General features: G+C 57.3%; 14 protein-coding genes. 3 read left to right on the top strand and 11 right to left on the bottom strand.

The features are described 5' to 3' along the window. Window positions 1-10: 10 nt before the first annotated feature. From NF683_RS00400 to NF683_RS00385, 4 genes are all read right to left on the bottom strand, one after another. Window positions 11-3,106 carry a molybdopterin dinucleotide binding domain-containing protein gene (locus tag NF683_RS00400; RefSeq protein ID WP_089039412.1) on the bottom strand — a complete coding sequence of 1,032 codons (3,096 nt, stop codon included), beginning with the start codon at window positions 3,104-3,106 and terminating at the stop codon, window positions 11-13. Next, window positions 3,099-4,286, bottom strand: a complete 1,188-nt coding sequence (gene nrfD / locus NF683_RS00395; RefSeq protein ID WP_089039411.1) for an NrfD/PsrC family molybdoenzyme membrane anchor subunit — start codon at window positions 4,284-4,286, stop codon at window positions 3,099-3,101. The genes NF683_RS00400 and nrfD overlap by 8 nt, the downstream gene beginning before the upstream one ends. Beyond that, window positions 4,270-5,046, bottom strand: a complete 777-nt coding sequence (gene dsrO, locus NF683_RS00390; RefSeq protein WP_253920976.1) for a sulfate reduction electron transfer complex DsrMKJOP subunit DsrO — start codon at window positions 5,044-5,046, stop codon at window positions 4,270-4,272. The genes nrfD and dsrO overlap by 17 nt, the downstream gene beginning before the upstream one ends. 256 nt (window positions 5,047-5,302) lie before the next feature. Further along, window positions 5,303-5,575, bottom strand: coding sequence for an XRE family transcriptional regulator (locus NF683_RS00385; RefSeq protein WP_089039409.1), 273 nt, complete (start codon window positions 5,573-5,575; stop codon window positions 5,303-5,305). 218 nt (window positions 5,576-5,793) lie between these two features. On the opposite strand from NF683_RS00385, the gene purE reads away from it, so the two are divergent. After that, window positions 5,794-6,306, top strand: a complete 513-nt coding sequence (gene purE, locus NF683_RS00380; RefSeq protein ID WP_038477065.1) for a 5-(carboxyamino)imidazole ribonucleotide mutase — start codon at window positions 5,794-5,796, stop codon at window positions 6,304-6,306. Window positions 6,307-6,318: 12 nt separating this feature from the next. Beyond that, window positions 6,319-7,494, top strand: coding sequence for a 5-(carboxyamino)imidazole ribonucleotide synthase (locus tag NF683_RS00375; RefSeq protein ID WP_089039408.1), 1,176 nt, complete (start codon window positions 6,319-6,321; stop codon window positions 7,492-7,494). A 53-nt stretch (window positions 7,495-7,547) separates the two neighbouring features. Here the strand turns inward: NF683_RS00375 and NF683_RS00370 are convergent, their stop codons facing one another. The 4 genes from NF683_RS00370 to NF683_RS00355 form a co-directional block, all read right to left on the bottom strand. Then, window positions 7,548-8,366: a TraX family protein gene (locus tag NF683_RS00370; protein ID WP_089039407.1), complete on the bottom strand. Its 819-nt coding sequence runs from the start codon at window positions 8,364-8,366 to the stop codon at window positions 7,548-7,550. Between the two features lie 105 nt (window positions 8,367-8,471). Next, a complete protein-coding gene (locus tag NF683_RS00365) occupies window positions 8,472-10,100 on the bottom strand; it encodes a serine hydrolase (protein ID WP_089039406.1) in 1,629 nt (542 codons plus the stop codon). Window positions 10,101-10,157: 57 nt separating this feature from the next. Then, complete coding sequence (locus tag NF683_RS00360) at window positions 10,158-11,834, bottom strand: ShlB/FhaC/HecB family hemolysin secretion/activation protein (RefSeq protein ID WP_157698038.1); 1,677 nt, start codon at window positions 11,832-11,834, stop codon at window positions 10,158-10,160. Beyond that, window positions 11,831-13,123, bottom strand: coding sequence for a serine hydrolase domain-containing protein (locus NF683_RS00355; protein WP_253920975.1), 1,293 nt, complete (start codon window positions 13,121-13,123; stop codon window positions 11,831-11,833). Before NF683_RS00355 ends, NF683_RS00360 begins: the two co-directional genes overlap by 4 nt. Window positions 13,124-13,338: 215 nt before the next feature. Here NF683_RS00355 and NF683_RS00350 point away from each other — a divergent pair, with 215 nt between their 5' ends. Further along, a complete protein-coding gene (locus NF683_RS00350; RefSeq protein WP_253920974.1) occupies window positions 13,339-16,068 on the top strand; it encodes an AAA family ATPase in 2,730 nt (909 codons plus the stop codon). Between the two features lie 330 nt (window positions 16,069-16,398). Here the strand turns inward: NF683_RS00350 and NF683_RS00345 are convergent, their stop codons facing one another. From NF683_RS00345 to NF683_RS00335, 3 genes are all read right to left on the bottom strand, one after another. Further along, window positions 16,399-17,169 carry a transporter substrate-binding domain-containing protein gene (locus tag NF683_RS00345; protein WP_089039402.1) on the bottom strand — a complete coding sequence of 257 codons (771 nt, stop codon included), beginning with the start codon at window positions 17,167-17,169 and terminating at the stop codon, window positions 16,399-16,401. Window positions 17,170-17,352: 183 nt separating this feature from the next. Next, on the bottom strand, window positions 17,353-18,084 hold the full coding sequence (locus NF683_RS00340) for an ABC transporter permease (protein WP_089039401.1): 732 nt from the start codon (window positions 18,082-18,084) through the stop codon (window positions 17,353-17,355). A 1-nt stretch (window position 18,085) separates the two neighbouring features. Beyond that, on the bottom strand, window positions 18,086-18,787 hold the full coding sequence (locus tag NF683_RS00335) for an ABC transporter permease (protein ID WP_089039400.1): 702 nt from the start codon (window positions 18,785-18,787) through the stop codon (window positions 18,086-18,088). Window positions 18,788-18,796: the final 9 nt, after the last annotated feature.

The following is an 18,796-nucleotide window of genomic DNA, read 5'->3' as shown; positions in this document are numbered from 1 at the left end:
CCCAGCCGGTTTATACGCGGCTTACTCTCACGGGTAGGCCTTGGCGCACGCTGGCGCCGCTAATCGGTTCAAGCCAGGTGCCGCCTATCTCGCGCGTAGGGTCTTGAAAGCCTAGGTCGTTGATATTGATACCGGCGCGCATCCAGGGCATATCTGGCTGGGATTGACCGTCAATGACGTGTGGCGTGGCACCTAAATCTTTGTGCCCGTAGCCGTGTTCAATACCCAGTGCGCCGGGCACAACGCTTTCGCTCACCAGCGCAAGCCCAACTATGCTGCCTCCTGGGCTTTCAATGCGGATGGTGTCGCCATGCTGGATGCCGAAGCGTTCGGCATCTTGGCGGTGCATTTGCACAGGGTTATACGGCTTGATCATTCTTAGCCGCTCGTTACCAATGGCGTAAGAGTTCATCAGGTTGGACTTGAATGAAAACGCTAGTAGTGGCCACTCCTGCTCTGAAAATACCTCACGCATGGGTTGCTTGTTGGCGAGCTGTGGCAACTTGTGACAGGGCACGCCGCTATTGGGTAACCCGTTAGTGGTATCAATGCTGGTGCCCACTGCTTCGTTGTAAACGCACAGCGTTTTTTTCCACTGATGTTTCAGGTGATCGCCGACAAAGTGTTCGCTTGCCTCTTCGAAACGCCCACCCCGGGCGTAAAGGTAGGCAACGCGGCCGCGTTCGTCGGCTTTCAGTGTACGTTCGAGTTTGGGCAGTAGCGGGGTAATGCCGCCGTGAGTAATGTCCGCAGCGTTCGCTTCTGGCAGCGGTTCATCTTGAAAGGCAATATTGGCGGCCGCCCGTAGGTAATAATCTTCAGCGCGGTTGAGCGGGTGAAGATTGCCGTCGGCATCGGGAATGGCGTTGTCGCCGAAGCCCGGCAGCCCTAGCCGTTTAGCAACGGCGATAAAGAAGCTGTCCATAGAGACAGGCTCACCTTCGGCGGTTTTTTGCTGGCGGGGCTCAATGACTGGCCAGCAAGCGGTGGAGAGTTTACCCAGCGTGCCTTTCCAGGAGCCTGCAAAGCCCCAGACTTCGTACATCACCGAATCAGGCACAATGTAGTCGGCATAGCGATTGGTTTCATTGATAAACCCATCGATGGCCACAAATAGGCCCAACCGTTTGGGGTCTTTCAGCTTATCGACAATTACCCCTTTCAGGCCCGCTTGACCATAAATTGGATTAGCCATACAGCCAATCACCGCTTTGATCGGGTAGGGGTAGCCATCCAATGCGGAAGGTAAGTGCTCGGTGAGCGTTGGCGGTGCCAATGAACGCCAGGGCGCTTTCGCGGGATAGGGGTTTTCGCCTGTCGCGAGCTTGCGCTGGTACTCCGATGATTTCTCATAAGGAAAACGTGAGCGAGAGAGGAATACGCCTTGGGGCCCACGTTTGCCAGGGAAGTTGGCGAGGTCGTAGCGGGGGCCTTCGCCGGTGCCGCTATAAGTTCCACCGCCCACTGCGCTACCGCCTTTCATATTGTAGTTGCCAGCCAGCAGGTTAAGCATTTGCACGCCAAACGCGGCGTAAAAGCCATTGCCTGACATCATGCCGCCGTGGCAGTTAACGGCGGCTTTTCTGCCATGGCTAGCATAACGTTGAGCCAGCTCGATGATTGTTGCTTTGGGAATACCGCAATGTTCAGCGTAGCTGTCCAGGTCGTACTGATTGGCTGATTCACGCAGCAGCGCTAGGCTGGTTTTGACGGTGACGGTGGTGCCGTCGGCAAGCTCCACTGGGCGTTCGGCAAACAGGTCGGCGGTCATTACCTCTTCACTGAGTGCGAGGTCGCCCCCTGACACCACGACGGGTAGGTCGGCATCGCTACCTGGCTCGGCAAAGCCAAGGTCACTGGCGCGCAAAAAGTAGCCTCGGCGCGGGTGCTCGAAGGTATCAATCACTAAATGGGTGGCGTTGGAGTGAGTGGTTTCTCCCGCTGCATCGGCGGCGGCTTGACCGGGTAGTTCAAGAAATTCCTTGGCATAACCGTCGTTATCCAGTAGCCACTGAATAATTGCCATGGCAAAGGCGCTATCGGTGCCAGGACGGATCGGCACCCAGCGGTTGTTGTCCGCGGCATGGGAAGTCGCAGCGTTCAACGCGGGGTCCACTACCACATATTCCAGCGTGCCGGCGGCGCGCGCCTGTGCAAGCAAGCGGCCCTGGCGTTTAAACGGGTTGCCTGCCTGGCTGGGTGCGCAGCCGATATACATGATAAAGCGTGCGTTCTGTATATCTGGCTTTACGTGAGCATTAGTGACGATGTTGTTCATCACTGCTCCAGAGCCCATGCGGAACGCTAGGCCACAGTATGCGCCATGGTGGCCATAGTTGCGGGTCGCGAAAGCGTTCAAGGTGAAGCGTTTAAGCAAATCTGAGCGCCCGTAGTCGGTGGCTTCCATGACCATCAACTGATTAGCTTTGGGGCCGTACTCAGGGTTGTCGGGGTCAATCAGTGTGTCGTGGTCGCGAATGTCGCGTAGGCCGTCTACTTGCCCTTCACCGAACAGGTCGCCCCCTTCGCAAATTTCCTCGATAAGTTGCTCAAACGATATTTTTTGCCACTCGCGACTGCCTCGTTCACCGACCCGTTTAAGGCAGTGATCAATACGGAACGGGTTGGTGATCTGGCTCATCATCGCGTTGCCACGGGCGCACGCGGTGGAGCGGTTAACTTGCCCGTGTTCTTGATAAGCACTCACGCTGCGCAGTGCATCCGCTACCGGTGAGCGCATTGGCAAATGGTCATCGGCAGAAAGTGGATGATAGGGGTTGCCAGCTACTCGCAGCACTTCGCCGCGCGTGTCATCGACTCGCACGCGCACTCCACACTGGGTGGTGCAGCCGTAGCAAATAGTAAAAGCAACCCGTTGATCGGGGGCGAGGGTTAGTTCGCCGGTCGCTAAATCGACACGATATTCAGGCGTTAACGAATTGCCATGAATATTATGCTGCGGTTTTTCACCTGCGCTGCCGGTAACGCCGTTGGCCATTTTGGCCAACGGGTCGGCGTAGCCCACTGCAAAGGTAGCGGCACCACCAGCGGCAGCTGCACCTTTTAGAAAGCGACGGCGTGAGGGATCTTGAGCAGACTTAGCCATGACTAGGCGCTCCTTTGTTAGCAGTGAGTGGGGCGCGAGATGCAGCTTGGTCGTTACCTGGTAGCTGGCTACCTTGTTGGGCCTGTCGCCATGGAATAAATAGCTCGATCAGTAAAATGGCCGCCAGCCACAGCCCGAAAGTGCCGACAATACCTAAGATGCCGGAAGAGCCAGCAGGGATACCGTAGTGATGGAAACCTGCGCTGTTACGAGCCACATGTTGAACATCCATCAGCACTACCCAACGGAACATCCAGCCCATGTGAATAGCCACTAGCCCTAGCAACCATGCCCAGGCAAACAGTGCTAGCTGGCGCTGAGCCGAACGTGTTAACAGAAATACCACGCTGACGAATAGGGCTACGCCGGTAAGGCCACCCCAAAGTGCGGTGTTACGCCAAGAGGGGCTGAAACGGACAGATTCCAGTGCCGCCGCCACTGAGCCAACGTGGGCATTCAAGCCATCTAACAGCCAGCTGAGCGCGATAAGCCCCGCTAGCGCACAGAAGGCTAACAGGACATAAAGCATCTGCCGGGTGGCATCGGGCGCGCAGATTCTGCTCACGCGGTTGAGGACCAGTATTAGCCCAGCGGCGGCAATAAATCCGCTCGCTACCAGCATGGGCGGTAGCCAAATGGTGTTCCATAACGGGCGGGCTTTGACGATAGCTAACTCCGCTCCGGTGTAGAGCATAATGCCGCTTGAGAGTACCAGGGCGGCTAATCCCACCAGAGCCACCAGCGCTTTGGGTGTCACACCACTGCCCATGCTCAGCCACTTGGCGATCAACCCGCTTAGCCCAGTTGCCTGTTGCCGGGCCTGAAGCGCGGGTCGCCAAGCCAGCCAGGCGAAGCCTAAAACGCTGATCAGATACAGCGGCAGTACCACACTGCCAATCGACATCCACGAATGCGTATTGGCGTAAGCGTAGAAATGCCAAAAGCGCAGTGGCTGATGTAGATCTGCCAATAAGGCCACCGGTGCGACTAACGTTGTGCTGACGCAGGCGATCATTGCCAGACGTGCTGTAGGCAACCAGGATTGCTTGCCAAACACCAGTGCGGGTGCCGCCAGCCAAAGGCTGGCGTAGGAGACCGCGATCATAAAAAAGTACTGAACTGCCCAGGGATACCAGGCGATGTCATAGCGTGGGGCGAGTAGTTCAATGGTGGAATTCATAGCCCATCTCCTGGCCGTGGGGGTCAAGCACTTCAAGCGCCACGGGTTCTGCCATGGGGCGTGTAGTGAATCGTTCGTCCATACCTAAATAGAACACTTGGGGAAGGGTGTTTTTTTCTGGCTGAAGCACCATGAGCGCGTCGCGATGCTCGTTGATTAGACGGCTGATTTGGCTGTCTGGGTTGCGCATATCGCCAATAATGCGGGCACCACCCACACAGCTTTCAACGCAGGCAGGCAGTAGCCCTGCTTCTAAACGGTGGGCACAGAAGGTGCATTTGTCGGCAGTTTGAGTGCGCTCGTTAATAAAGCGGGCATCGTAGGGGCAGGCGTTGACGCAGTAAGCACAGCCGACGCAGCGGCCGCTATCTACGACAACGATGCCATCTTGCTGTTGATAGGTCGCCTCAACGGGACAAACCGGCACACAGGGCGGATTTTCGCAATGGTTACATAGCCGCGGCAGCATAAACGTTGCTAGTTCACCACTTTCTTGGTGTTGCACTTCGTACTGAGAGACGGTAGTTCGAAACTGGCCAAGCGGTGCAGCATTCTCGATATGGCACGACACCGTGCAGGCTTGGCAGCCGATGCATTGGCGAAGGTCGATTAGCATACCGTAGCGTTTGCTAGGGTCGCCCTCGCGGCGGGCAGGCTGCTGATTAATGCCAGCTTGAGCAAGACTGGATAGCGGCACTAGCGCAGCGCCCGCGCTTAGTCGGGCCAACTGGCCTAGCAACGACCGACGAACGGCGTCCATAACGCCTCCTTAGCTGATAAAGATGTTGCTGATAGAAACAAGCCGTTGTTTCACAGCGAATGATCTGGATACGCTAAGGTTACGCCTTTGGTATTATAAAAAATTGATACGTGTCAATGGGTTAGCGAGGGTTTCTTAATGCTCCCTTAATCCTGGAGCGCTAATTGGCTGTTTTGAAACAAAAACAGGCCTGCCCAGCGGGCAAGCCTGTTAGCAAACAAAGGGGATGAATGATTACGTTAGGTAGCAACTATTGCTATGGCGTCTCCAGCTCTAACGTGCGACGCAAGACATTGAGTTCATCAATATCTAGGTGCTCTAGCCTTCCGGCGAGCAGGTCGCTGATCTTTTGTACTGGAAGCCCAGCCCGGCGGGCTATTTCGCGGCTTCCCAGATCTGATACGGCGATCAGGCGGGTAATGATACGCATTAGGCGCGTACGTTTTTCTAAATCCCTGACATCGAGGTCAGGGCTGCTTCGCGGAGGATCTAGCGTTTCTGCGTGAGCAGTTGAGTATGCCGTACTCATGGGACTCCATCAGTCTGAAATGACAAACACACAATGCCGCCAAGTCGCGCGCTTTTCAATGCTACTTTGATTAAAATTTCGATCTATTTACAAACGCGCTCTAAGCGACTAGCTCTGGTAGACTATGCGCCTTCTAATTTCCTGGTGAGCCGCTTGCGGCACACGGCACATTAAACGCTTGATTGCTTTAGTAGGCCCTTTGGCCGAGGAGTTTTTGCATGTCGAACAGCGCACCCAAAGTGGGCGTGATCATGGGGTCGAAATCTGATTGGCCCGTCATGGAACACGCGGTGGCGATGTTAGAGCGGCTGGGCGTCCCTTATGAGACCCGCGTCGTCTCCGCTCATCGTACCCCTGACTTGTTGTTTGACTATGCTAAAAGTGCCGCTGAACGTGGCTTGCAAGTAATTGTGGCGGGAGCGGGCGGTGCTGCCCATTTGCCCGGCATGGTGGCTTCCCAAACGGCGTTGCCAGTGCTGGGCGTGCCAGTGGAATCCAAAGCGCTTAAAGGCTTGGATTCATTGCTTTCAATTGCGCAGATGCCCGGTGGCATCGCTGTTGGCACACTGGCGATTGGTAAAGCAGGCGCGACCAATGCAGGCTTGTTGGCAGCACAGATTGTCGGTTTGCAAGACACCAGCGTGCGTGAAGCGGTCGAGGCTTTCCGCGCTGAGCAAACTCAAATGGTGCTGGATAACCCAGACCCTCGCCCCGATGCGGAAGCGAACTAAGGAATCCCGGCCATGAATTCTGGTATCTCGAAAAGTTCTGGTAGCTCGAAAAGCGCTGGCATCGCTAAAAATATTGGTGTGCTCGGTGCAGGCCAGCTTGGTCGTATGCTGGCATTGGCTGGCTACCCGCTAGGTAACCGCTTCACCTTTTTAGACACGACCGGCAACCCGAGTGCGGGCATTGGCGACGTGGTTATCGATCCTAACAACCAGCATTTGGCGGAATTTCTCGATAAGGTCGATGTAGTAACCTACGAGTTTGAGCATCTGCCCGTAGCGCTGGTTGAGCAAATTGAACAGCACAAACCCGTTTACCCAGGAAGCCGGGCGATTGCCGTTTGCCAAAACCGTGTTGAAGAGAAAGCCCTATTTGATCGCTTGGGTATTCCGACACCTGCCTACCGCGTCGTTGAGAGTGCCGAACAGCTTGAAGCGGCAGCCAATGAGCTGGGCTGCCCCGTGGTCGCCAAGTCAGTGACAGAGGGGTATGACGGTAAAGGGCAAGCGGTGCTGAAAGCGCCGGAGCAGGCTGAAGAGGCATGGAAGAGCATTGGTCACCGTCAACTGATCGTTGAAGCGTTTGTTGATTTTGTACGGGAAGTCTCGATGATTGCCGTGCGCGGTCGTGATGGGGATGTGGTGTTTTATCCCATGGCGGAAAATCAACACGTAGATGGCATTTTGCGCTATTCCGTTGCGCCGCTGCCGGATTTAGCTACCAGCGTTCAAGAGACAGCCGACAGCTACATTCGCATGCTGTTGGATGAGTTGGATTATGTGGGCGTGATGGCGCTGGAGCTGTTCCAAACGCGGGATGGCAGCCTACTGGCTAATGAGATGGCTCCACGCGTGCATAATTCTGGCCATTGGACCATGGATGGTGCGGTCACTAGCCAGTTTGAAAACCATCTGCGCGCTGTGCAGGGCCTACCGCTCGGCAGCACCCAGGCTATTGCACCTACTTGCATGGTGAATGTCATTGGCCAGGAAGGTGACAATGCCGCGCTGTTGGCGATAGGCAATACTCATCTGCATCGCTATGACAAGGAAGAGCGGGCAGGGCGCAAGCTGGCACATGTCAATGTCGTCGCTGACACGCATGCCGAACTGCTTGAAAAAGTGCGTGCGTGCCAGGCATTACTACCTGATGCACCGCCGGTGGCGTGGAGTTTCGAACGCTCACTGTAAAGTTGATGGATTATCACTACGAAGCCGCCTGATTAGGGCGGCTTCGTCGTTGATTACCCCGCCAGTTGGCCGCTAAGCAATAGCCACAGCGCAATTAAAGCAAAGTGTCCTGGATACCAAGCAAGCCATAGGCGGCGCGGCATGGCCAGGGCTACGGATGGCACGCGTTGGGCGGCACCTGCTGCCAGCATCAATATCACCACGCAAGTGCCAACGGTAAACGACTTTGCCATGTCTGAAGCGTTCATTTGACCGGCTATCCAAAGCGCGGGAAATGCGGCTAAACCTGCCCACAAGCGCGATTTTAGCGCGTCGCGGGTTTCGTTAAGCGCCTGCATGGCAAACATTAATAGCGGAATCAGTAGCAAACCGTTATGGCCGTACTCCACCCAGAACCCCAGCAAATACCAAACGGTGACGCCTACCGCTGCTCCAAGCATTAGCCAAGCTAATCCTAGCGTCTGCTGTTGATAGTGCTGCCAACCTTGGCGAACCAACGCACCCAACGCTAGGCCACAGGCAAGCGTGAAGCAGACATTAAGAATAAAATCGTCAGACGCGCGTGGCATCAGCATATAAGGCAACTGAGCCACTAAACCAATGACCAGTATGCGGCGTGAGTAGCGTAGTGGGTTACGGGTATTAAACAGCCCGTGCCAGGCAACCATTGCCGCAAACAAGGGGAAGGCGATACGGCCAATGGACGAGCCTGCCCAGCTTAAGTCCCAGTCACCCGGCAACACATAGCGAGTAAGGTGATCTACGGTCATGGTGAATAGCGCCAGCCATTGCCCCCAGGCGGTCCAATGAGACGAGGGGCGCGCATCGTAAGCCGCCTCGGCGGAGACGTTTGCATCGGTTTGTTCAGCCATTAGACTTCCTTGTGAGTTTCCTTACTGGATTACAGACTCGATTTGACTGAGCAAGTTCGGTACAGGTTTAAGTACTAGTTTAAGTGCTAGGGTTGGCAGAGCGTTTCAGCTAAATGGCCGCTGGAATTCTCCAAGGCCCGCCTCGTTAAGATGCTCAACGGTCATCGTTTCTGCTTTTCCATCCGCGCCCATGGTGAATTCGACCTGCGAAACCGAGCCCTCTGGTTGGTTCTCTGTCACCGGGAAGGCGACAAAGCGATCGCCGTCCCAGTGGGTCAACCGCAGGTGCTGTGGCGCGGGGCCAACTTCGAGTACCAAGCCGTCAGCGGTCTCACGCACCTCAGCCGCCCCGAAATAGGCATTGCCATAGTCCCCTGCATAAGCGTCGGCAGATCGGGCCTCGGTGGGCTCAGTCGGAGGTGTCACACCCACCAGATCTCCGGCCGGGGCAGAGAGCGGTGCTATGCGTGGCCCGTAGGCCGCCAGCCAGTCGCGCTGTTCCACACCAAACTCTGCCAGATCAAGAAAGCTGGCCGTCAGCGCCTCGGGGAGGCCCGTGGGGGTGGCATTGGTCAGCACGATGATCCCAAGCCCAAGGTCCGGCAGCATCGAATAGGAGGTCGCCGCACCAAAAGCGAAGGCGCCCGAATGGCTCACCACGACACGCCCAGTGGGGCGCACACCGACGCCAAATCCGTAACCATAGGTACCAGCCCGATCGGCCGCGTCACCGGGGTGGCTGCTGATGGCATGTGGTGAAAGCGCGGGCACGAGCGCTTCGGGCGCAATCAGTTGCTGCTCTGCAAAGCGCCCGTTGGAGAGCACCAGCTTCATCCATTTCGCCATGTCTCGCACGCTGGAGCTTACCCCGCCCGCCGGACTTTGCGCATCGGGCTGGCGCAGGTCTGCCACTCGGAAGCCGTTGGCATCCGGCACATGGCTAGCGGCGCGATTGTCGCGCGCCATGTAATCTGAGTGGCGTGAGCTGGTTGCCTCCATGCCGAGCGGACCATAGAGCGCCTCTTGCGAGAGCGTTGACCAGTCCTTGCCGGTTGCGGTGGCTACCGCCTCTGCGGCAGCCGTAAGGCCGAAATTCGTATAGGCGTAATCGGCTCTGAACTGCCCCATGGGCAGCTGCGCCAGCCGCTCCAGTACAGCGCGACGGTCATAGCCTATATCCTCGAGATCATCACCGGCGTGGTCCGGCAGGCCCGAGCGGTGCGCATAGAGATCCCCGATGGTGACATGATTGCTGACCCAGGGATCGCCCAGGTCGAACCACGGTAAGTGGTTGCGCACCGGATCATCCCAACCGACGGTCCCTTGCGAAACCTGCGCGGCCACCACCGTGGCTCCGACAGATTTGGACAACGAAGCGAGCAGAAAGACTGTATCCGCATCAACCTGTTCCTCCGCGCCCTCCGCCCGCAGCCCCCAGCCGCGCATCAGCAGTGTCTCTTCCCCATGTACCACGGCAACGGCGAGGCCCGGTACCCCGGTTCGCTCCAACATATCCTGTGCCAACTCATCCAGTGAAGCGACCGCCTCATCGATCCGTGCCTGCGGCACTGGCAATAGGTTCACCCGCGCAGGAGAGATCGCCGGGTCCGGCAAGGTGATGGCTGGCAGCGTCTCCGCATGGAGCGGAGCATTGAACGCAAGCAATGCGGCGGCAGCGCTAAGAGCGCTCAAGGCCGAGGTCAGAAGGGGGCGTGCGGCTTTCGATGTGGTCATGTCAGGATCTCCTGTGGGATGGGTGGCGCGACAGGTGAGGCGATACCTCCTAGCGGATCAGAAGGGCATTGCCAGTTGGAAAATTAGTTTGCCCCCCTTGTCGTCCACTATGTCAGAACGGGTCCAAGGAAGCGCACCGATAACCTGGAAATTCAGCCGTTCTTCTAACGTTCCACCAAGGCCCACTCCATAGGAGCCAAGATACATGTGTCCGGTGACGTCGTCGGACCAGGCTGCGCCGTAATCCACGAAGGCCGAGGTTGAAAGCGTGGGCAGGAGTGCCAGCCCGATATCGACCTCGTGGCTTACCCGGGCCGAGGCCGCTGCACCTTTGTCGCCAGAGATGGTACCGCTATCGAAGGCTCTGCCATAAGTCTCGCCTCCAATGCCGAACTGAACAGCCCCCGGCAGGGGCCTGCCAGAGTACTGGCCGCGAGCCAACAATGTCATTGTCGTCGCCTCGCTGAGCGCCTGTGTGTAGTCCAGTTCGGCGGTAACAAAGTGGAAGTCATCTGGCACCGCGCCCAGATCAATATCCGAGTTCGTGCCGAGATTCAACGCTCCTTCGAGGTTGATCTCGGAGGTCTCAAAGCTCTGGCTATATTGCAGTGAGTTCGTCGCCCAGCGGATCCGGCTGCGGGCAGCGGCCGAGCCAAAAACGTCCACGTCATCGTTACGCACCGTCAGCTCAGCCTGCCCCCAGAGCGACCTGTCCAGCGTCCGCAGAAACGGATAGGACATAAACGCCGTGCCTATGGCTGATGTCACATCGATGTCTGGCGCACCAGCTCCTCCGTCGGGGTGTTGGCGCAGATAAACAACGCTATAGCCCGCGCTAAGCCCGTTCGAGCTGATCGGATAGCTTTGCATCATTTGAAGCAGTGTCATCCGGTCAGGGTGTTGCGGTGTGATGACGCCGGTTAGGTTGGTGGTCTCGAACCTGCGCAGGACATCGTTTAGGGTCACCATACTGGCCATTTGTAGTGGGCCAACGGCGTCGGATCCCAGATTATCGAGCCCGATCATTCCTGCGCTGCGATGCTGTGCGACCTCCAGCCGCAGCACTCCGCCGCCCGTCGCGCCTTCGGGGCGCACAAACGTGCCTTCAATCGACAGTCCGGCAAGATCACTCATTAACAATAGTTCGCGCTCGGCCGCCTTTACCCGAATCGGGTGCATGTCGAGAATACGTTGCAGGTAAGGGGACAGTCGGTTCTCGATGCCGGGGATATTGCTGTTGATCTCGATACGGTCGACATAGCCTTCGAATACCTGCAGCTGGATCTGTCCGTCAGAAAAATCCTGCACCGGCACCACTGTCTTGGAAAAATAGCCCGCAGCGAGATAGGCCGCGTCAACAGCATCTGCCATGCGGTAAAGGTCAGCTAGCGTAATTTCGGTGCCGATTTTGCCCAGCCAGATTGGCGTCAACGCCGGCAAGGGTAGAGTCCGCGCGCCATCAATGTGCACCGAGTTCAAGCGAAAACGGATGCTTTTGGCGCGATCTAAGTCGATCTTGTCGCGTTCGTCCTGCACGCCAATGGCGACACTGCCCACCTGTGGCGGCGGTTCATAGCGTTGTAGAATGACAGTTTGCTCGGAGAGGATACGGTCGACGTTCGGCAAGCCCTGTGAAAAGGCCGGGCCCGCGTAACAGGCGCAAAGCAGTGCCAGTGCGCCCAAGCGAAGGGGTGAGGAGCAGCTGGGATGGAGCTGCAATGTTAACGCGCTCACTCTGCCGGAACCGTCGGTGGCATAGAAAACGGATGCCCGAGGGCGACGGATAACGCCTCAAACACGCGGCTAGCGGGCGAGCTGCACGCAAGTTCGTCTGGGTTATTCGGTAGCACGTCCTCATCCCCGCAATCGCCCGAAGGGATGTCGCTGTTAGCCTGGACGACTATCGTCGTGTCTGTCGTCGTGTCGTAAAACACCGTCGTGTTGTAACCCGGCAGTTCGCCCGTGTGGCCGACCCAGCCGTCGACGCACCCCATGGCGATGCCGTAGCCTGCCGGTTCGGGGAAGGACCGCAGGCGCTGGTGCTGTGTCTCGGCGCTTAACAGGCCTTTGCCTGTGCCGAGGGATCGCCCGTAAACCAGCAGGTCGTCGAGAGTTGAGATCATTCCGCCCGCTGTCCATCCCCAAGACGGATTCCAATGCGTCGCGTTCGAAGGCGCTGTCGGCGTGGCAGCATCACCTTGCAGGGTAAATCCCTGCGGATAAGGCGTCGGCATAAGGGTGGCACCGTCAGGACCGATGGTCTCTGTCAGGCCCAGTGGTTCCAGGATCATCGAAGCAAAGACAGTGTCGATATCTTGACCGGTCACCTGCTCAATCACGAGGCCCAGCAGCACGGTATTGGTGTTTGAATAATTGAATTCCTCCCCCGGCGCAAAGATCGGTGAACCGGGGAGGGCAAAATCGAGCAGCTCCTGCGGCGTATAAGGCAAGTTAGGATCTGCGAAGAACTGATCAAGGAAAGGGTCAGCCTGAGTATAGCTCAGCAGGCCGCTGGTCATGCTGGCCAGATGGCGTAGGGTGATGATATCGCCATTGGGAATGCCGGACACATACTGGTCGATCGTATCGTCGAGCGATAGCTTGCCAGCTTCGGCCAGTTGCATCAGGGCGGTACCGGTGAAGGTCTTGGTGATCGATCCGATCCGGGTATGCATGCCGACTTCCATCGCAGCCTCGGTTTCGGGGTCCGCAACGCCCCAAGCACCGCTCCACCTGCCCTCGGGTGTGACAACGCCCGCAATAATCCCCGGCGCAGCGGCCCCGTCCAGCGCCCCAAGCGTGGCCGCATCAAGGGCGTCGGCCAGCGTCTCAGGCAGCGGCGTGTCGGGTAGCGTGATGGCTGCACGAGCCGTTACCGCTGCCGGGTCGGCCACGCAGAACTGCTGCGCCTGATCTTGAGCCTGCGCTGTAACCGGGGCCGCGAGGGCAAAAGCCACAGCACAGACCGAGAGGCTGGGCCGAAACTGGCGGGCCGTTCTGTGATGGAGTCTGATCGCTGTCATGTGCCTGTCCCTTGTTTGTTATGCACTTGCTACTTGGATTGCTTCGAAAGCGAAGATAGCCCATTTATGATTGCAAACAAACAAATGTAAAGTTCAATTAAGGTGCAATGTGGGTATAATTTGCGCTTTACTAATCCGCTTATGCCCTTTACCTAACGGCTGCCGCCATTCGTGCGCTACGGCCTGGGGTAGTCAGTTCCGAGGCCCCCTACGGCATGATTTCGAAAGATATCAAGGTAAACCTAAGCGAAGGCATTTTGCTGTGCGGCGAAGTACAGATGCGCCTGCGTCCCAAGACGCTGTCTGTTTTGGTGGCATTGGTGGAGCAACAAGGCGAAGTGGTCAGCACGGCTGATTTGCGGCGCATGATATGGGGCAATAGCCATGGCAACGAGGCAGGCCCCAAACAGTGCATCCGCGAATTGCGCCGGATGCTGGACGACAGCGCCCAAGACGCCGGGCTGATCGAGACAGTGGGTCGCCGGGGCTACCGGCTGACGCGTCCGATCTCGTTGATCGGCGCTGCGTCTGAGGATCTTATAACGGCATCGACAGTACTCTGCCTCGGGCGGGATAAAGAGCTGGAAGTTCTAAGCGAAAGGGCCGACGCCGCCAAGCGCGGTCGACGGGCGCTGGCTTTTATTTCGGGCGAGGCAGGGGCCGGTAAGACACGCCTTCTGGAAGCATTTGAGGCTGGTTTACCCCAGCGCACACCGCTGTGGGTCGCCTGGGGACAGGCCATTGCGCACCCTGGCGCACGCGAGCCCTACGGGCTGCTGATGGATGTGTTGACGCAACTTATGGCCGGGCCTGAGGGGGGGACGCTGGCGCGACTTCTGCCACTCGTCGCTCCCTCTTGGGTCAAGCAACAACCTGGGCGTCGCTCGAAGGCGGAAGCGTTGGACCGTACTCGCCGCGACTCAATGCTGCGGGAATTCTCCGCGCTGATGGAGCGGCTGACCCGTGGCCGCCCTGGTATTCTCGTGCTTGAGGATCTGCACTGGGCAGACCCCAGTACGCTAGCTTGGCTAGCGGCTTGGGGGCTACAACGCACTCCGGCGCGATTACTGGTGCTGGGTAGCTATCGCGATGATGAACTAGACCGCGCTGGAACGCTTGCGGCAACACTGAGTCAGCTAAGTCGGCAGCCAGACTGCAGGTTGATCACCCTTGGTGGTCTCGATGAGGCGGCAGTGTCTGGATGCCTTGCAGAGCGCTTCCAGGGTAACGCTTTTCCTCCTGATTTGGCTCAGACTCTTGCCCACCGAACCGAGGGTCATGCCATGCTTGTTGATGCGGCGGCAGACTTTTGGCAGGCGCAAGGTCTTGTGCGGCGCGACGAGACTGGCTGGCAGCTTTCCAGCTCTCCTGAAGCGTTGGTCGCAGCCATCGCCCCCAGTGTCCGTACCCTGATCGAGACTGAACGCACTAGCCGCCTGCTGGCTGAGGAGCGCAGCTTGCTTGAAACCGCCAGTGTAGCGGGATCGAACTTTTCCGCGATTGACCTGGCCGACAACCGCGACGGGGTGGAGGCGGCGGAGCGGCAGCTAGAACTCCTCGCCCGAAACCGACGATTCATCACCCGTGCGGGCCTCAGCTATCGACCCGACGGATCGGTGGCCACGCGCTATGCCTTCCGGCACGCGCTACATCACGAAGCGCTCTACGATGGGTTGCCGGCAGCGAACAGGCAAGGCACGCACCGAAGGGTCGGTCTGCGGCTGGAGGCCAGCCACGGTAATGCAGCGGGTGAGATTGCCCCCGTACTGGCCGATCACTTTGAACGCGGCGCCGACTGGCCGCGTGCCGCACGCTATCGTGTGCTGTCGGGGTGGCGTGCGCAGGCGCGTGGTGCCTCCATGGATGCCGCAGAGCAGTTCCGCAGAGCACGGGACCTGCTGACCCGAGGCAGCGGGGCTGGTACGACGAACCCTGAGGCCGACCGCGCGACTGAACTCGATGCCCTGCTTGGGCTTGGCGCGGCGCTCATTGTCTCGGATGGCTTTACTGCGGAAGAGCTTCGGGAGGTTTACCGCCGCGCGGGGCAACTAGCTGCCGAGGTCGGCGATCCCGCTACGACGATCCCGGTTCTCGCAGGGCTTTGGAACGATCACCTGACGCGGGCTGAACTGACCCGCGCCGAAGATCTCGCGCTAGGGCTGCAGGCTCTCGCAGGGCATGCACCGGCCCATATGGCGATGGTAGCCCATAACGCTGTCGGGCAGACTCGGTTTTTCACCGGCGCTTTACCGGCTTGCGCCGCAGAAATCGCCGCCGTGCTGGAAATCGCCCCCCGCCATGCCGAACAGAACGGTAATGTCCTCTTCGGTGAGGACCCAGAGGTTGTATGTCGCCAGTACGCGGCCTGTGTCGCTGAACTGACTGGTGCCTCGGTAGAGGCTGAGCGGCACTTTACCGCTGGCAGTGCGCGCGCCGACCGACTGGGCACCGCCTTTGGGCGCGCCCAGATGCTCTGGTGCGGGGCGGTCTGTGCGCGTCTCCGTAGCGATGTCGGGCTGACCCGCGAGCGGGCTGAAGCGCTTGTTGCCCTGTGCCGGAGTGAGGCGGTGCCCGTTTGGGGCGACGCAGGTGAGATGCTGGCGGGCTGGGCGCAGGCAATGGCCGGCGATACAGTCGGGGCCTCGCGGATTGCAGTGGGGCTCTCGGCTTTCAACTCGATGGGCGTGAGGGTCACGCTACCTTTTGGCCACGGGCTCGCCGCAGAGGTCGCGGGAAATATGGGTGATCCAGTCGCTGGAATGCATGCCTTGCGTCAGGCTTTCGCAATCGTCCGGGCGAGCGGCGAACGCTGGTACTTGGCCGAGCTTCACCGACTGCGTGCGGGACTGGCTCAAAAGGCGGGACGCCCCGATATTGCCAGCCGAGCGCTCGCCCATGCCGAAGCCGTAGCGCGGGCGCAGGGCAGGGTCGAACTGGTCACGTGAGAGCGGGTACAAAAGTTGGCCTCGGCAGTTGCGGAACGAGTCGCTTTGCAGCAATTAAATCTCAGCTTTTGTGTTCAAAATTGTGCATTACACAATCACGCTAGAGGCGTTAGGTGGCACGGGGGCAAAGAGGGGAAGGCTATTCGTCGAACCATTCGTTCAGCTAAAAGCAGGTGATATCGCCGCTAGTACCTGGGAGGGGAAGTGCGCCTAGAGCTGGCAATTGCAACCAGAATGGCGCTGAAAGAAGAAAAGAAGCTAAGTGTGCATGATAGCTTCTCGCGGTATAAGCCTCCCCGAGATGGGGAGGCATACACAGGCTGCTAGCGCTTACTCTTCGCCAAAGTAGCGAGCGAAAATTTCGTCGTAAGTGCCGTTTTCTTTCAATTCAGCAAGGGCTTCGTTGAATTTCTCAGCGAGTGCTTCGTCACGCTGGCGGAAGGCGATACCAAAACCTTCACCGAAAACTTCCTTGGGCTCGGTAACCATCTCGCCGACTACTTTGTAGTCGCTATCTTCGTTTTCAAGCAGGGTAGATTTGCCTACTGAAAACTCCAGGAAGACAGCGTCCAGACGCTCGGCGTCCATATCCAGCACCATATCATCGGCGGTGGAGTAGCGGTTGATAGTCGCGGTGTCGCCGAGGGTATCGGTGGCGAAGTTGTCATAGGTGGTGCCGCGCTGTACGCCAATGGATAAACCCTCAAGGGTTTCCACTGTAGCCTCTTCTAGGTCGCTGTCTGCTGGAGCGAACCAAGCGCCGGGCATGGTGATATAGGGGTCGGAGAAGAGCAGTGTCTGGCGCCGCTCTTCATTGATGGTCATCGACGACATAATGGCATCGTAGTTGCGCGATAGAAGGCCAGGAACAATGCCATCCCACTCTTGCTCGACCCACTCACAGGTCACACCCATCTGATCACATAGGGCGTTGCCAAGGTCGATATCAAAACCAGTCAGTTCACCATCGGCGGTGCGGTATTCCATTGGTTCATAGGGAACGTCGACGCCAATACGTACATGGTCGTAATCCCGCGCCTGGGCAGAAGAGGCCGCGGCAATGGCTAAACCAAGCACAGATACTGTTAGTAATTTCTTCATTCTTATACTCCGTAGAAAGCAGGTTCACTAGAGGTGATCCCCTTTAACGTACCCTAGGTTGGGGCGAACGAAAAGAGGGAGCGTTGCTATGAACCAACGTTTGTTTGACGGTGCAACAAACGGGGCTGTTTTTATCACTCGATGCTTTTGTTGTTAAGTGCTCTTGATACGGTTCTCGTGATGCTAGTTATTTTGCGGCCTTAAGTGGGCCAACAGCTTTTTCTCCAGGAAACGGAAGAAGTACAAAATGGCAAATGTGAGGCAAAGATAGATCACTGCTACAAATAAGAAAGCATCAAACGGTGCGTAGAAGCGGGCATAAACGAAGCGTGCAGCCCCTGTCAGATCCATTAGCGTGACGACGCTGGCAATGGCGCTGGCATGCAGCATAAAGATAACTTCGTTGCCATAGGCGGGCAGGGCACGTCGGAAAGCGCTGGGCAGAATAATACGCCGCATCATCAGGTTTTGTGACATGCCGTAAGCCCTGGCAGCTTCAATTTCCCCTTTGGATGTCGCTTTGATAGCCCCTCGGAAAATCTCAGTCGTATAGGCCGCCGTATTAAGCGTGAAGGCAATCAGCGCGGGGTAGAAAGCTTCCCGAAGGATTGGCCACAAAAATGTTTCTTGGATACCGTCAACAAACACCACGCCATAGTAGATGATATATAGCTGAATCAGCAGTGGCGTGCCACGAAAGACATAGGTGTAAAAATAGATGGGTAAACTAATCCATTTATGCTTTGAGCTGCGCATAACGGCAAGTGGCACTGCCAGTATTAAGCCCGCTACCAAAGAAAGGAATACCAGTTGGGTTGTCGTGACTAGCCCTTCCCAGTAGTAGCCTAACGTATCTGGGGTGAAAATTACGTTGCCAGCTAGCAGGTCGTTGAACCACGCAGAAATATCCAGCATCTCATTGCCCCCCAAAGCCAATGTCGTAACGTTTTTGTAGCCGCACGAAGATCCACTCGGATACGCTAGCAATCAGCAAGTAAGCCGCTGCGACGGGAAGTAAGAAAGTAAAGGGTTCATGGGTGGCTCGGGAAGCCTCCGCAGCGACGCGAACCATATCTGTCAAACCGATCACTGATACCAGTGCCGTTGTTTTAAGCAGCACCATCCAGTTGTTAGATAAGCCAGGGAGTGCGTGGCGCATCATTTGCGGAAAGCGAATACGCCGAAATACCAACGCACTGCTCATACCGTACGCTTTTCCCGCTTCAATCTGGCCGTTATCCACTGCCATGAAAGCGCCGCGGAAGGTTTCACCCATGTAAGCGCCAAAAATGAACCCAATAGTGAGAACACCCGCCGCGAACGCATTGAAATTAATATAGATATCAATGTCATAATGGTCATAAAGCATATCGCTAATGGCGTTAACACCGATCTGACCACCAAAGAACAGCAGCATCATCAGCACCAAGTCTGGTACGCCGCGAATAACGGTGGTGTATACCGTCGCAGTGCGGTGCAGGAGCCAGCTGCGTGACATTTTGGCAGTCGCTGTTAACAAGCCAAGCACAATGGCTAGAATAAGCGATAGAACCGCTAATTGAATGGTAACGCCCGCCCCTTCGATCAGGCGGGGGCCATAACCTTGCAAATCAAGCATGGTGTGCCT

Source organism: Halomonas sp. MS1 (genome assembly GCF_024182575.1).
Taxonomy (GTDB): domain Bacteria; phylum Pseudomonadota; class Gammaproteobacteria; order Pseudomonadales; family Halomonadaceae; genus Vreelandella.
Note: the sequence above shows the minus strand (reverse complement) of the source record. Positions and strands in the feature narration are given on the sequence as shown.